Below are 12122 nucleotides of genomic sequence, written 5' to 3'. Positions count from 1 at the left end.
ATCGTCGAGAATGATCAGGTTCTGGTCCGGACCTCCGCCGCGAACGTACAATCCGGTTTGTCCCTCTGTACCTTTCTGCACACCCGGCATGAGCTGCAAAACGCGGAGTACATCCTTTTCACCAAAAAATGCGGGTATCTTTTTGAGTTGCTGGATCGGGATTTCGACCTTGCTCATTTGCACATCGCGGCTCACATAATCTTCCTGTTTCCTCGCGGAGACCACGACTTCTTCAAGCTGGGTAATGGTTGCGAGAAAGATATTCAGTTCCGCATCCCGAAGTAAGCTCACGGGCCGGGTTACCTTTTCATATCCTACAAAGGAGAAAGAAATGCGGGCAGAGTCGGAGCGGGGCAGGGTTAGCGAGTAAAATCCGTATGTATTGGTAACGGTCCCATAAGGCGAATTATCAATGTATACATTCACGCCGGGCAATTGCTCCTGGCTCCCGCTTTCCTTTACGAAGCCGCTGATGGTGATCCGGTCTTGCGCGAGGGCAGCAATGGTTACAAGAAAAAGAAGAGGAGTAAACAAAAATCGCATAATGCGGGAGCTGGTTCGCTTTTGTAACGAGCCGATAAAATTTATAGTATGATCCGTTTTTCGCGTTTTACCAACTCCCGCTGGCTTGCTTAATGCATACTTATCGCATTGTCATCCATATTGTTGCGGAGCATTAGTCCGGAAGATACGCTTGCCAGTACAAGTTTGAGATCCGGGTCAAGCTCTTTTTTGAACCAAACTTTGCCGTTGTTGATCGTGGATACTGCCGCTACTATTTTTCCGTCCAAGGTAAATTGATAACCGTATACGTCATTTTGGGTCAAAAATGAAGTGGAACCTTCCAATTCTCGGATACCTTCAATCTCTATTTTCACGCGATTGGAGCGCACGAATCCGGCAGTGGTATTTTTGCTTAAACTCCGGCTTGTGCCGTCTACATTGTGAACCAGAAAATCCCAAGAATCGCTGGATTCTGGCACTTTAACCGTACCTGCGAAGTAGTTTTTGTATTTGAGAGAGATGGAAAAGTAATCCTCCAAAGGCGCATATTCTGTTTCGTTAAACCGGCTGACAAGTGCCACATCGGCAGTAGTCCCATTCAATCCAATTTGTTGAAAGCTGATCTTTTCGCGCGCTCCATTGAATTTGACAATAAACGGCAGTGAGTAGCTGAATGTCCATCCACGCTTGACTTTGCTGGTTTTGTAGTCACCAAAAGACAGTACCTGCCCGATCTGAAATCCCTGGCGACCTTTTACCTGGTAAGTTTCGGTGTCAGTTTTAAGCTGATTATTAACTGCAACTTCGGCAGTCCGGCAGGAAAGAATGAAAAGAGAAAAAGCGGCCGCAAGAAGAGGTCCGTTTACGATGTGTAAAGAGGATTTGAATCGCTGGTTCATGGATATAAATAGAGTTTTTATTTCCAGAAACAAGAAAAGATTCGAAGGTTGCAGTAGAGGATCAATTCTGTGTAAACGGTAAAGGAGGCTCATTTGAACCTCCTTAAAAGCTGATCCCCGAAAGCCGATAACCCAAGTCTATTTAATTCCCTTAACCCTCATTTTCAAACCATAAACCGCAGTTTCGGCGGTTATAAACAATAAGTCCCTGTTTTTTCCACCAAAACAAACATTTGCTGTCCAGCCATTGTGCGTTGGAAAGTGTGCGATTTGCTCACCTGTTTTATCAAAAACGGTTACTCCTTTGCCTGTTATGTACAGGTTTCCTTCTTCATCGAGGATCATTCCATCGGAGCCTTTGGAGACGAAAAGGGTCCTGTTTGTCAGCGTACCATCTTTTTGAATGTCGTATTTGTAGGTTTTATTATCGCCGATATCCGCCACGTACAATGTTTTGCCGTCGGGTGTGCCGATAATCCCATTGGGTTTTTTGATTTTTTCGTCGACCCGGATGAGCTTTTTGTGATCGGGTGTTAAGTAGTAAACGTGCTCGCCGTCCTGTTGCATGGCCGGATCGCGTTTCCAGTAATCGCGTTTGTAAAGCGGGTCGGTAAGGTAAATGCCGCCTTTTGCGTCCACCCAGAGGTCATTTGGGCCGTTTAATAATTTACCCTCGTAATCTTTAACCAAAACAGTCGCTTTCCCATTTTTATCAAAAGACCAAACCTGATTGTCCTCGTCGGAGCAGCTGATCAGGTTTCCTTTGCTATCAAAGTACATTCCGTTGGCCCTGCCCGCCTTATCCGAGAAAACGGAGAATTTGCCCGTCTCTGCATCCCAGCGGATAATCTTGTTGTTGGGCTGATCGGTAAAAAATACGTTTCCGTCTTTATCGGGCGTAGGTCCCTCTGTGAATTTGTAGCCATCACCTAATTTCTCGACCTGTGCGCCCGGAGCTGCTATTGATTTGGAATCCATCATTTGTGCTGAAAGTAAAGCCGGAAAGAGCAAAGCTGCGAGTCCGGAAAAAATGGAAAATATACCTGCTGATCGTTTCATAGTAAAAACAGTGCCGGGTTGTGTTAATGCGGCTACAATGTAAAAAGCGTGAAAACGCTGTTTCCTTACTTGTTAAACTGGTGACAGCGCAACAGTGTTAGCTTTTTCAGGTGCAAATGGGAGATAGGTGAGGTATTTAAAATCATTATCGGATACGCCCAGACAACAAAAAAGGTGCCGTAAGTGGCACCTCAATAACTATGGGATTAAACGCTGCTGGCTCTTTTCAAGCCCTTCCAGGAACTGCCGCGCACGGGCTGTTTTTTCAGGAAAGAGATCACGGTCGCCGATTTTCTCCGCCAGTTTGCGCAAGAATGCTGCACGCTCTTCGGGATCGTCAGGGATTACGTTGGATTGCTTTGCTTTCGTTTCCATAATTAAAAATAAGGTTATTTTTTGAACAATAAAATAGCATCATATTTCCGGCCAGAAATGTAGCGTTCAATAGTAATTTGGTTCTGGTTTGTAACAAATCCGCCAAGGAACCAGTATTCCAGACTTAGGTGTAAGAAATTTTTATCGACATAACCACGATAGACTGCTATCCTCTGATTGGCCTTCCTGCATAAAGCGGTGCAATTCCGAATGCAAACTTTCTGGCAATTGGTGACAAAGTCCGGACCTCCATCACTTCCCTGGACCATCAACATGGCAGTGGGAAGTCTTTCAAAAAACAGCGGTACCGTTGATAGCACTGTCTTGAAAACCCGGTAGGCGTCGCCGTTTTTTGACTTAACCTGGTCTTCAATATCGTTTAAACGAAAGTCAAAGTCACCAAATCCAAGGTTATAGACGGAGCGATCTTCAAATGTTTGGATATATGAATACTGAACTGCCTTGGTGATTTTTTGATAACCTTCGCTAACAAACAGAAACCGATATCCGGTAGTTAAGCGTGTCTCATCGACCTCGTAAGGATTGGTTACACCTGCCATTTGCTTATAAAATGATCAACAATGGCAAAATGCATCAATCAGCAAAACTTTTGATACAGAATTAGCGAGAGGCAGCTAGGGAATGAATGATCGGTTCAATTGGCGGGATTAAAGCGCGCCAAGCTGCCGCAGCACTTCTCTCATGATTGTCTTTCTGCAATTTCCGAATTCTGAGTTGGAGGTACTTCGTTTCTTAGTCACACGTGTGGCAAAGAAATAAGTGTTGTCTGTGTTTTGCTTTCATGGCTCTAGTATAATGTTTTAAAAATCACTTGAAAAGATTTAGTCCCAAATCTCCAACTGCGGACTCTTCCTCAATTCGCCAACCGGCTCAATAATCAACTTCTCACCTTCCAGCCGCACCGTAATGTGCTCACCATAGTCAAATCCCATATCTTCCAGCCACTTTCCACACAGACGGATTTCGGGAACGAACTTGCTTCGCCACTGGGAGGTTTGCTGGTATTTTGGATAAATTTTTAATTGGCGTTCCTTAAATATCGGCATACGAATCTCTGATTAAGTTTTCGTAAAAGTAAATTAAGATTTCGTTTTACGAAAACTATATTTCGTTTCGAGCACATAAAGGGGCGTTAAGGTGCTCATTGTCATTAACTTAAAGTTTTCACTAAGTTTGCGTCAAACGAAATCTCCGGTTAATGCCCAAGCAGAAGTATAATAGAATAAAAATTGTTCTTGCAGAGAAAGAGAAATCGGCAAAGTGGCTTGCAGAGGTAACTGGCAAGGATAAGTCGACAGTATCCCGCTGGTGTACAAATGATATGCAACCGACGATCGAGACCTTTTATGAAATCGCGGAGTTGTTGGACGTGGACGTAAGAGAATTGTTTATACCTTCCAAATGAAGTATAGCGAATGACGGAACTAGGCCTTTATCTCGGACGAAAATCTATAAACAAAGCTGAAATTTCCCGCAAAACTGGTATCAGCGCTTCAAGACTCAGTGAGCTAACTTTGAAAGAAGGTTCGCATTTGAGAGCCAAGGAGCTTTATTTGATCGCGCTTGCAATGGACGTTGATCCTTGTGATTTGTTGAAAGCAGTGTTCAAAGGTGTCGAATTACCTTCCTCTTTAATAAAATCGAACTGCAAAAACTGATAGGTAAAAGAATCATTCAACTCCGGACAGCGAAAGGTTGGAGTCAGTCAGACCTTGCACGGGCTTGTGAGAAAGACAGGCAGTCTATTGAAAGGATTGAGAATGGAAAGTTGTCGCCTTCACTTTATACTTTGTATGAGATTGCTTTGGCGTTGGACGTGCGTTTGGAGGATGTAGTTAAGCTTTAATGCAGTGTTCGCTAGTAGAAAGAAAATGCTTCTATATAAAGCCATTCTAATGAACTGATAATTCAAGTTTCTTGCCTAAACCAATCTCCAAGATCCTGTAAAGTGTTGATAGTTGAATGTCAGTCCTTCCATTTTCAATTCTGGAAATAAAACTTTTCTTCGCACCAATTTTTTCCGCAAGCTGCTCCTGAGTTAATTTGGCTTGTTTTCTTTCATCTTTGATCATCTCGCCAATCAAAAAATTTTTTGCACGAAGTTCAAAATCAATTCGTTCGCTAGTCCCCGGATTGCCGTGATAGCGCGTGAAATGTTCTTCTGCTGTGGTTATTTCTGATTTTACGTTCATTTGTTTTTGCTTTCAAAATATTCATTCATGAGCTTCACGGCCAGCTTTATCTCTTCGCTGGGAGTCTTTTGCGTTTTCTTTTGAAATCCGTTGAAGAGAACTACAAGATTACCTTTATCAAAACAGCAGAAAATTCTAAAAATATTGCTGCCAACTTCAATTCTCAATTCGTATAAGCCTTTTTCACCTTCAACGTGTTTCAGGAATTTTTCAGAGATTCGATCAACACGCATTAAAAGGTAGATTACATAATCAATCTTATCCCTGACCTTTTGATTTTGGCTTTGATAAAAATTGTCAAAGTAATTTCGAAAGAAGACCAGCTCCCGACGCTTTTCCATTATTATCTAATTAAGTGTGTGTATTGTAAAGTTAACTTAAAATGTAACAAATTTCAATCTAGTGCTCCTTGATTGTTCTATCAATCTCCCTCAACAGCGATTTCACCCCAGTACTATCCTGCATCAACTGCCAAATCATCACCCCGCTTACCTTCTCTTTCGCCAGTTGCGTTTTCTTCCTGATCGTCGGCAGTCCATTGTAATAAACCATCCCTCCATTTAAATGCATTTGATCCTGGTTCACCGAGTCGGGATATTGTCGGAGAATGTTTTTATAAGACATACTTTCCGGCGCAGTGCCGCCGAAGCCGTAGCCGTAGAATGGAACGCCGAGGGTTAGTTTTTCTTTTGCGATTTTGCGTGTGTTGAGCCAGTAGTCGAGGTCTTCTTCGGCCATGGAGTAGGGCGCGTGCGGGCCGGGCTTGTCGGGGCGCCAGGGGCCGGTGCGGTCGTAGGACATGATGTTGACAAAATCAAACTGTGCCAAGGCTTTGTCGGTGAATTGAGTTTTGTAAACTGTCGCAATTGCGGTCGTTATCAGTTTGTTTTTCTGCTTCAATGCAGCCGCAAGGTCGATTACAAAGTTCTCGTAATTGGCATCGATCAATTCGCCTTCCAGATCCACGTCAATGCCGTCGAGATTATTTTCAACTGCGAGATTTACAAGGTCTTTAATCAGCTTGCTTTTCTTTTCTCCAATCAAAAAAGAAGGATAATACTTCGGCGCGCCGCCGCCGCCAATTGACGCCATGATTTTTACATTCCTGGAATGGGCCAGAGCGGCCGTTTCTTTCAGATTTGCGGTACCTGTTAAGTTGCCCAAAGAATCCGGATTGATAAAGGCAATGTACAAATGCGTGATTTTGGCAAAATCCACCTGGTTTGCAGCTGTAACCAAATCCACCCGGTTAGGTAAGTAGCCGATTACCTTAAACCGGCTATCAACACTGCTTTTGGAAGCTGTTATCGTCTTTTTGGAACAACTAAAAACCAAAAGGCACGCCAGTGTTACCGCAGCCAGATAATGCTGCACTTTGTTGTAAATCATCAGACTATAATATTATTTACCCGCCAGCATAATTTTCGCGCCGCCTTTGCGAATGGACTCATAAACCGCGTCGACCACGATCATATCCTTCAAACCCTCCGCGCCGCTTACATTGGGATCGGGTTTGTTGTTGAGGATAATGTCAGCAATTCCGTCCATTTGCAAGGTTTGGTGTGTGACTACCGGCTGGTCCATTGGACCTTTGTGCGTACGCCCTTTGATCGGACCGTAGCTGAATGCGGGGCTGAGTTCAACAAAGCCTTTTTCCCCCACCACATAAAGCCGCTCGTAATTATTGAAATTGTAAGTTGTGCCGCAGCTTGCGATGACGCCACTCGGAAAACCAAGCTGGAACATGATGGTTTCGTCCACTTCCTTGAATTTGACTGGATCAGTTTTACTTTCCTGCGCCGTCACCCAAATCGGCTCTTCGCCCGTTGCATACCGCGCTCCATTTAATGCATATATGCCCACGTCCATCATTGCACCGCCGCCGGCCAATGCCTTTTTAAGCCTCCATTGATTTGGATCGCCCGATTTGAAACCCATATAATTGTTTACATGCATGATCTTGCCCAACTCCCCAGCCTCGCGCATGCGGATCAGCTCGCGGGTGTGCGGCTCGAAATGCATTCGGTACCCGATATAGAATTTCACTCCCGCTTTCTCGCAAGCCGCAATCATTTCGCGCGTTTGTTTCGCATTGTCAGCTACCGGTTTTTCGCAAAGAACGTGTTTTCCGGCGGCTGCTATCTGCAAAACATGCTTGTGATGCAGCGAGTTAGGGGTAGTAATGTACACCAGATCAATGTCCGGATTGTTCTTAATCTGAGCGACATTTTCGTAATTGTACGTGTTCTTCTCAGGAATGTTGTACTTCTTTTTCCAATCTTCCAGCTTGGGCGGTGTGCCGGAAACCGCGCCGACGAGAGTCGCCATTTTACAATCTTTCATGGCATCCGCCACGCGGGTTCCATAGCTGCCAAGCCCCATGATGGCGACCCGCAGTTGTTTGTCGGCTTTTGGTCCGGAGTACAGTTCGCGGGCAGCGGCGGGCAAGTCGGAGAGTGCCGTAGCGCCAATTCCTAGTGTCAGTTTTTGAAGAAAATCTCGGCGGGAGTTCATAGGTGATTCGTTTGGTAAGAAAGTGTTTTACGAGTAAAGCGCTTTCGCTAATGAAGTTACCTGCGCAGTTTTTTTCGTGTTGGAAGAATTTGATGCGGTTTTTTCCAGCGCGGTCTTAATCCTCCTTTCTGTTTCAACTGGGATTTCGGTAAAAACGAGGCTTTCCAATTTAATCCCGAAAAGCTTGTGAATGATGATCAGATCATTCATAGAAAACGATCTTACTCCGTTCATGAGCTCAGAAGTGTAGGATTTACTATGGGCGAGAATAGCAGCCAGTGCATTTTGATTGAGCTGGTTTTGTTTCAATGCTTTAATGATCAGCTCCCGCCTCTTCTTGTAAAACTTAAATTCTTTTGCTGCCAGCTTTTCGGCCAAGTCGCTTTCTTTAACCTGTTTTGTTGTAACCTGCTTGAAGTCGGACCAGTACTTCGATTCGTAATCACGTATCAATATACTCAACTGCTCTTCAAGCGAAGCCAATTCGGGATGGTCTTCACTTTGGAGTCTAAGAAATCGTGCTGCAAGGGACGCGCGTTCCAGTTCTAATTCCGAAGATATGACACCTTTTCGGATCAGTAACTTTATGTCTATTTCGTTCATTGTATGTGACCGTTTGATCTTAGCCATTTTTCGATTGTTTTTTTGTTATTTCTAAATACTCTTTCATAACTGCGATGTGTGCCTATCCAGAGCACAATTGCTCGCTTTTCAATAAGTTTTATCGCGACCAATACACGATCACTCTGAATGTTGAAAAAGAAAACTCCTTTGCTGTGGACCTGGTCTGCGTCTTTACGCTGTTTCAGTAAATCCAAATGCGACTCGATTGTCGAATTTTCCAGGTATAGAATCAGGTCGTCAATAGCCTCAGTTAGTTTTCGATTACCTCTGTTTTTTTGTTGCCATTTAATTAGAATTCTTTTTTGATCTAGCAGCATCGCCCGGTTGAATTTAGATAGAAAGTTCTACAAAAAGTAGAACTCACCATTATTGATGTCAACCTTTTGACGCTGGTATGGCAGGAAAGTAACGGCAGCGACTTTGGAAAAAATAAAAAATGCTCCCGAGGAGAACCCCGGGAGCATTTTTTGAACCTTAATTAATGAATTACTTCACAGTAACGATACGCTCTACTTTCTGTTCTGACAGCTGGAAAGTTTTGGATTGAACTTCACCGCCGCTGATCACGTCCAGCTTGTACTGTCCGGCTTCCATGCTGTCCAGATTCAAAGTGCGACCGAATTTCTGTTGGCCCTTGCCCACTGTCTCGCGGTAAACAACATCACCGCTCTCGTTTTTAAGCAACAGGATAGTGCTTGATTCTGTGTTTGCTTTGTCTACCAAAACATTGATCTTACCTGCTTTGGTAGGGTAGATACCTGTTCCCAATGTCGCTTTTTTTGCTTCTTTGTCTTCTGCGTTGGCAGTGAAAGATGCAGCTACAAATGCGAAAGCTAATGCGAAGAATCTAAATGAGGTTTTCATGGCTAATTTATGTTTATGGCTGTTGTTTTAATTTGATTTTCTTTTTTGTCCCTGAGGACATAACAAAGGTGGTGCAAAACCCAGTACTATGTATTACAAAGTACAGGAGTGGTGGTTTAAGTAAATGAGTGGCGGATATCTTTCATGAGCAATTCAATGGTTTAATGTGGTGGACTCAATTTCGGTCTAATGATGGGCAGGTAAAGGTGAAAGTTGCTTGGGGTAATGTTAATAACTGTTAAAAAAAATGGCTGCCTGCATCGCAGACAGCCATTTTTTTGCTATAACAACAAAGACCAGGAACTATTCCTTCTCCACAAAATCCATGTCTTTAGTAAAAGTTTCTTCCAGATAATACAATGCAAGCAGCGCCACTGCCGAAGTAGCTACCCCAATAACAAGTCCGCTCTGGATGACACCCAGATCCGGTTTGAAGCTGACAAACAATGCAGCAAGCGGGATCGTAGCGCCGCGTACAAAGTTGGGTACCGTAGTTGCAACAGTTGCCCGAAGATTGGTACCGAAAAGTTCGGCGGCAATGGTGATAAACAAAGTCCAGTACCCATTACAAAAGCCCAGCAATGCACAAATCAGATAGAATGAAAAGAGATCAGTCATTGGAATCAGCAGATAACCGACTACCATCGCAAGTGAAAGCAGGATAAACAGCCTGATTACTTTTTTACGACTTTTCAGATATTGACTTAATAGCCCACTCACAATATCTCCGCCCACTTGGCCGGAAAATGCGAGCATAACAGCTTTTCCTGCATTAATCCCCTCAATACCTTTCGCCGCACCAAATTCGGGGGAAAATGTAATCAGGATACCAACTACAAACCAAATCGGAAGTCCGACCAGAATTGCCATCATATACTTACCAAAACGTTTCCCATTGGTCAGGATCATCATGATATTACCCCGGTCAACCGACTTTTCCTTCACGTGCTTGAACATCCCGGATTCAAATACATTGAACCGCAGTACTAGTAACAGCAAGCCCATTCCGCCGCCGACAAAGTAAGATATCCGCCAGGCAAACAGATCTGCCACAAAATAAGCGAGAATAGCACCCAGTACACCCAAAGTAGCCACCAGCGTAGTTCCGTAACCTCGAATTTCTTTCGGCAAAACCTCTGTAACCAAAGTAATACCCGCACCGAGCTCACCCGCCAGACCAACCCCCGCAATAAAGCGAAGAACTGCATATTGATCCAGGGAGGTCACAAAACCGTTACCGATATTGGCCAGAGAATACATGATAATCGAGCCAAAAAGTACCGATAAGCGGCCCTTTTTATCAGCAATAACACCCCACAAAACACCCCCAATCAGCATTCCAGCCATTTGGTAATTCAGCAGACTGATACCTTCGGTGAGCAGCTGGTCTTCGGGCACATTCAGCGCCTTCAAGCTCGGGACACGCACGACGCTGAACAGAAAAAGGTCGTACATATCAACCAGGTAACCCAGCGCCGCCACAATGACCGGCACTTGCATGAGTTGGGAGAGTAGGGAAGGTCGGGAGTTAGGAAGTTCGGACATAGGGCAGGTTTTTTAACTTCGGCTGTCGGCTGTCAATACCTCGGCAGTCGGCAATCGGCAGTCAGCCTTTTTTTAGTTATAATAAAATCAAACTTTCAATAAAAAGCCGACAGTTGATAGCCGACAGCCGACAGCCAAATCACAATCTATCAATCAACATCCCCCCATCTACACCAATCACCTGGCCGGTGGAGTAGGGGAAATCGCCTCTTGTGAGTGAGGCAACGGCTTTTCCGACGTCTTCGGGCGTTCCCCAGCGGGGTTGTAATGCAATGCCGCTTTGGAAAAGGTTATCGTATTTCTCCTGAACTTTGGAGGTCATATCAGTGGATATAATGCCGGGACGGATTTCGAAAACAGGAATATTGAACTCGGCCATTCTGACTGCAAAAAGCAGGTTTGTCATCGCTAATCCTGCTTTTGAAACACAGTATTCGCCGCGGTTGACGGAAGCTACCGTGGCCGAAATGGATGTTACAAAAATGATCGTCGCCTCAAAAGCATGGTTATTTTGCTTCGTACGCGCCATTCTTTTTGCAATAGCCTGGGTGAAGAAGAATGGTCCCTGCAAATTGGTGGTCATTACTTCTTCGTAATTCTCGATGGTTGTTTCGAGAATATCGAGGCGGGTTCTGGGCGCGATACCTGCATTGTTGACCAGGATATTGATCTCTCCCAAAACCGAATAGGCTTTTTCAATAATAGCCTCACGATCAGCTGCGGAGGCGATACTTCCCTGACAATAAACAACGTCCGCACCAAGGCTACGCAATTCATCCAATGCTTCTGTGACACTTTCTTCATCACGTACCCCATTGATTGCGAGATTGTAACCTTCTTTGGCCAATGCTTTGGCAATACCAAAACCGATTCCGCGGCTGCCGCCAGTAATTAATGCGGTCTTTTTCATAGCTCCTCGATATCAACCCAGGCACGTTTTGCCCAGCTTTCCAAACCTTTTTCCGCCAGCTGTACACCTCTTGCACCTGCCTTCAAATCCCAGGGGAAGGGAGTATCTTTTACGATATGTTTCAAAAAGAGCTCCCATTGTGCTTTGAATGCATTGTCAAAAAGCTCCTGCTCAGGTACTTTCGCCCAACCTTCAAAAAATGGAATTGGCTGCGGAATATCCGGGTTCCAGACTGGCTTTGGCGTATTTCCGTAATGCTGAATGTGACAATCACGAAGCCCGGCCACCGCTGAACCGTGCGTTCCGTCAACCTGCAAAGTCAGGAGATCGTCGCGGCGCACGCGTACTGTCCACGAGGAATTGAATTGTGCAATCACGTCGCCTTCGAGCTCGAAAGTCGCATAGCAGGCATCGTCGGCAGTTGCTTTGTAAGGATTTCCATTTTCATCAATGCGCTCGGGAATGTGCGTGGCACCGAGGCAGGATACTGACTTTACCTTACCAAAAAGATTATCCAGCACATAGCGCCAGTGGCAAAGCATATCTACGATAATACCGCCGTCATCTTCCTTACGATAATTCCATGAAGGCCGCTGAGCTGGAATACTGTGCCCT

19 protein-coding genes are annotated in these 12122 nt (G+C 44.7%); 3 read left to right on the top strand and 16 right to left on the bottom strand.

Translation table 11 applies throughout. From position 1 onward, the window contains the following. The 6 genes from ACTIE6_RS18460 to ACTIE6_RS18435 form a co-directional block, all read right to left on the bottom strand. Nucleotides 1-543: carboxypeptidase-like regulatory domain-containing protein (locus ACTIE6_RS18460; RefSeq protein WP_439558047.1), on the bottom strand; the 543-nt coding region annotated here is incomplete at its 3' end. Nucleotides 544-632: 89 nt separating this feature from the next. Then, nucleotides 633-1403, bottom strand: a complete 771-nt coding sequence (locus ACTIE6_RS18455) for a hypothetical protein (protein ID WP_439558046.1) — start codon at nucleotides 1401-1403, stop codon at nucleotides 633-635. A gap of 138 nt (nucleotides 1404-1541) precedes the next feature. Further along, entirely contained in the window at nucleotides 1542-2462 is a 921-nt protein-coding gene (locus ACTIE6_RS18450) for an SMP-30/gluconolactonase/LRE family protein (RefSeq protein WP_439558045.1), read from the bottom strand. A gap of 198 nt (nucleotides 2463-2660) precedes the next feature. Next, nucleotides 2661-2837, bottom strand: a complete 177-nt coding sequence (locus ACTIE6_RS18445; protein ID WP_439558044.1) for a hypothetical protein — start codon at nucleotides 2835-2837, stop codon at nucleotides 2661-2663. Between the two features lie 14 nt (nucleotides 2838-2851). Then, a complete protein-coding gene (locus tag ACTIE6_RS18440) occupies nucleotides 2852-3397 on the bottom strand; it encodes a DUF6934 family protein (protein ID WP_439558043.1) in 546 nt (181 codons plus the stop codon). 282 nt (nucleotides 3398-3679) lie between these two features. Continuing rightward, on the bottom strand, nucleotides 3680-3904 hold the full coding sequence (locus ACTIE6_RS18435) for a SymE family type I addiction module toxin (RefSeq protein ID WP_439558042.1): 225 nt from the start codon (nucleotides 3902-3904) through the stop codon (nucleotides 3680-3682). A gap of 152 nt (nucleotides 3905-4056) precedes the next feature. On the opposite strand from ACTIE6_RS18435, the gene ACTIE6_RS18430 reads away from it, so the two are divergent. From ACTIE6_RS18430 to ACTIE6_RS18420, 3 genes are read left to right on the top strand one after another with little or no spacing between them, the layout of a single operon-like run. After that, entirely contained in the window at nucleotides 4057-4263 is a 207-nt protein-coding gene (locus tag ACTIE6_RS18430) for a helix-turn-helix transcriptional regulator (protein ID WP_439558041.1), read from the top strand. A 10-nt stretch (nucleotides 4264-4273) separates the two neighbouring features. Further along, nucleotides 4274-4516: a helix-turn-helix domain-containing protein gene (locus tag ACTIE6_RS18425; RefSeq protein ID WP_439558040.1), complete on the top strand. Its 243-nt coding sequence runs from the start codon at nucleotides 4274-4276 to the stop codon at nucleotides 4514-4516. Continuing rightward, nucleotides 4477-4704, top strand: coding sequence for a helix-turn-helix transcriptional regulator (locus ACTIE6_RS18420; protein WP_439558060.1), 228 nt, complete (start codon nucleotides 4477-4479; stop codon nucleotides 4702-4704). The genes ACTIE6_RS18425 and ACTIE6_RS18420 overlap by 40 nt, the downstream gene beginning before the upstream one ends. 46 nt (nucleotides 4705-4750) lie before the next feature. Here ACTIE6_RS18420 and ACTIE6_RS18415 read toward each other — a convergent pair whose 3' ends face one another. The 10 genes from ACTIE6_RS18415 to ACTIE6_RS18370 all read right to left on the bottom strand — a co-directional run. Continuing rightward, nucleotides 4751-5050, bottom strand: a complete 300-nt coding sequence (locus tag ACTIE6_RS18415) for a helix-turn-helix domain-containing protein (RefSeq protein WP_439558039.1) — start codon at nucleotides 5048-5050, stop codon at nucleotides 4751-4753. Then, nucleotides 5047-5391 (bottom strand): type II toxin-antitoxin system RelE/ParE family toxin, encoded by a 345-nt coding sequence (locus ACTIE6_RS18410; protein ID WP_439558038.1) that lies wholly within the window; start codon nucleotides 5389-5391, stop codon nucleotides 5047-5049. Before ACTIE6_RS18410 ends, ACTIE6_RS18415 begins: the two co-directional genes overlap by 4 nt. 58 nt (nucleotides 5392-5449) lie before the next feature. Next, complete coding sequence (locus ACTIE6_RS18405) at nucleotides 5450-6439, bottom strand: glycosyl hydrolase family 18 protein (protein WP_439558037.1); 990 nt, start codon at nucleotides 6437-6439, stop codon at nucleotides 5450-5452. Between the two features lie 12 nt (nucleotides 6440-6451). After that, a complete protein-coding gene (locus ACTIE6_RS18400) occupies nucleotides 6452-7564 on the bottom strand; it encodes a Gfo/Idh/MocA family protein (RefSeq protein ID WP_439558036.1) in 1113 nt (370 codons plus the stop codon). Nucleotides 7565-7591: 27 nt separating this feature from the next. After that, entirely contained in the window at nucleotides 7592-8167 is a 576-nt protein-coding gene (locus ACTIE6_RS18395; RefSeq protein ID WP_439558035.1) for a helix-turn-helix domain-containing protein, read from the bottom strand. Continuing rightward, complete coding sequence (locus tag ACTIE6_RS18390; RefSeq protein ID WP_439558034.1) at nucleotides 8164-8505, bottom strand: type II toxin-antitoxin system HigB family toxin; 342 nt, start codon at nucleotides 8503-8505, stop codon at nucleotides 8164-8166. The genes ACTIE6_RS18395 and ACTIE6_RS18390 overlap by 4 nt, the downstream gene beginning before the upstream one ends. Nucleotides 8506-8674: 169 nt before the next feature. Next, a complete protein-coding gene (locus ACTIE6_RS18385; protein WP_439558033.1) occupies nucleotides 8675-9052 on the bottom strand; it encodes a DUF3244 domain-containing protein in 378 nt (125 codons plus the stop codon). Nucleotides 9053-9355: 303 nt separating this feature from the next. Next, the gene (locus ACTIE6_RS18380) at nucleotides 9356-10597 is read right to left on the bottom strand and encodes an MFS transporter (RefSeq protein ID WP_439558032.1); all 1242 of its coding nucleotides are present in this window, start codon (nucleotides 10595-10597) and stop codon (nucleotides 9356-9358) included. Nucleotides 10598-10736: 139 nt separating this feature from the next. Beyond that, nucleotides 10737-11507 carry a 3-ketoacyl-ACP reductase gene (locus tag ACTIE6_RS18375; protein WP_439558031.1) on the bottom strand — a complete coding sequence of 257 codons (771 nt, stop codon included), beginning with the start codon at nucleotides 11505-11507 and terminating at the stop codon, nucleotides 10737-10739. Further along, on the bottom strand, nucleotides 11504-12122 hold a 619-nt coding region (locus ACTIE6_RS18370), incomplete at its 5' end, for a Gfo/Idh/MocA family protein (protein ID WP_439558030.1). The genes ACTIE6_RS18370 and ACTIE6_RS18375, both read right to left, overlap by 4 nt.

Source organism: Dyadobacter sp. (assembly GCF_051859145.1).
Lineage (GTDB): Bacteria > Bacteroidota > Bacteroidia > Cytophagales > Spirosomataceae > Dyadobacter.
This window is presented reverse-complemented; position numbering and strand designations above follow the sequence as displayed.

Excerpts from the sequence above, each read along its gene's own strand:
- ACTIE6_RS18455 (WP_439558046.1), bottom strand. The coding sequence starts at position 1,403 with ATGAACCAGCGATTCAAATCCTCTTTACACATCGTAAACGGACCTCTT.
- ACTIE6_RS18450 (WP_439558045.1), bottom strand. The coding sequence starts at position 2,462 with ATGAAACGATCAGCAGGTATATTTTCCATTTTTTCCGGACTCGCAGCT.
- ACTIE6_RS18445 (WP_439558044.1), bottom strand. The coding sequence starts at position 2,837 with ATGGAAACGAAAGCAAAGCAATCCAACGTAATCCCTGACGATCCCGAA.
- ACTIE6_RS18440 (WP_439558043.1), bottom strand. The coding sequence starts at position 3,397 with ATGGCAGGTGTAACCAATCCTTACGAGGTCGATGAGACACGCTTAACT.
- ACTIE6_RS18435 (WP_439558042.1), bottom strand. The coding sequence starts at position 3,904 with ATGCCGATATTTAAGGAACGCCAATTAAAAATTTATCCAAAATACCAG.
- ACTIE6_RS18430 (WP_439558041.1), top strand. The coding sequence starts at position 4,057 with ATGCCCAAGCAGAAGTATAATAGAATAAAAATTGTTCTTGCAGAGAAA.
- ACTIE6_RS18425 (WP_439558040.1), top strand. The coding sequence starts at position 4,274 with ATGACGGAACTAGGCCTTTATCTCGGACGAAAATCTATAAACAAAGCT.
- ACTIE6_RS18415 (WP_439558039.1), bottom strand. The coding sequence starts at position 5,050 with ATGAACGTAAAATCAGAAATAACCACAGCAGAAGAACATTTCACGCGC.
- ACTIE6_RS18410 (WP_439558038.1), bottom strand. The coding sequence starts at position 5,391 with ATGGAAAAGCGTCGGGAGCTGGTCTTCTTTCGAAATTACTTTGACAAT.
- ACTIE6_RS18405 (WP_439558037.1), bottom strand. The coding sequence starts at position 6,439 with ATGATTTACAACAAAGTGCAGCATTATCTGGCTGCGGTAACACTGGCG.
- ACTIE6_RS18400 (WP_439558036.1), bottom strand. The coding sequence starts at position 7,564 with ATGAACTCCCGCCGAGATTTTCTTCAAAAACTGACACTAGGAATTGGC.
- ACTIE6_RS18395 (WP_439558035.1), bottom strand. The coding sequence starts at position 8,167 with ATGAACGAAATAGACATAAAGTTACTGATCCGAAAAGGTGTCATATCT.
- ACTIE6_RS18390 (WP_439558034.1), bottom strand. The coding sequence starts at position 8,505 with ATGCTGCTAGATCAAAAAAGAATTCTAATTAAATGGCAACAAAAAAAC.
- ACTIE6_RS18385 (WP_439558033.1), bottom strand. The coding sequence starts at position 9,052 with ATGAAAACCTCATTTAGATTCTTCGCATTAGCTTTCGCATTTGTAGCT.
- ACTIE6_RS18380 (WP_439558032.1), bottom strand. The coding sequence starts at position 10,597 with ATGTCCGAACTTCCTAACTCCCGACCTTCCCTACTCTCCCAACTCATG.
- ACTIE6_RS18375 (WP_439558031.1), bottom strand. The coding sequence starts at position 11,507 with ATGAAAAAGACCGCATTAATTACTGGCGGCAGCCGCGGAATCGGTTTT.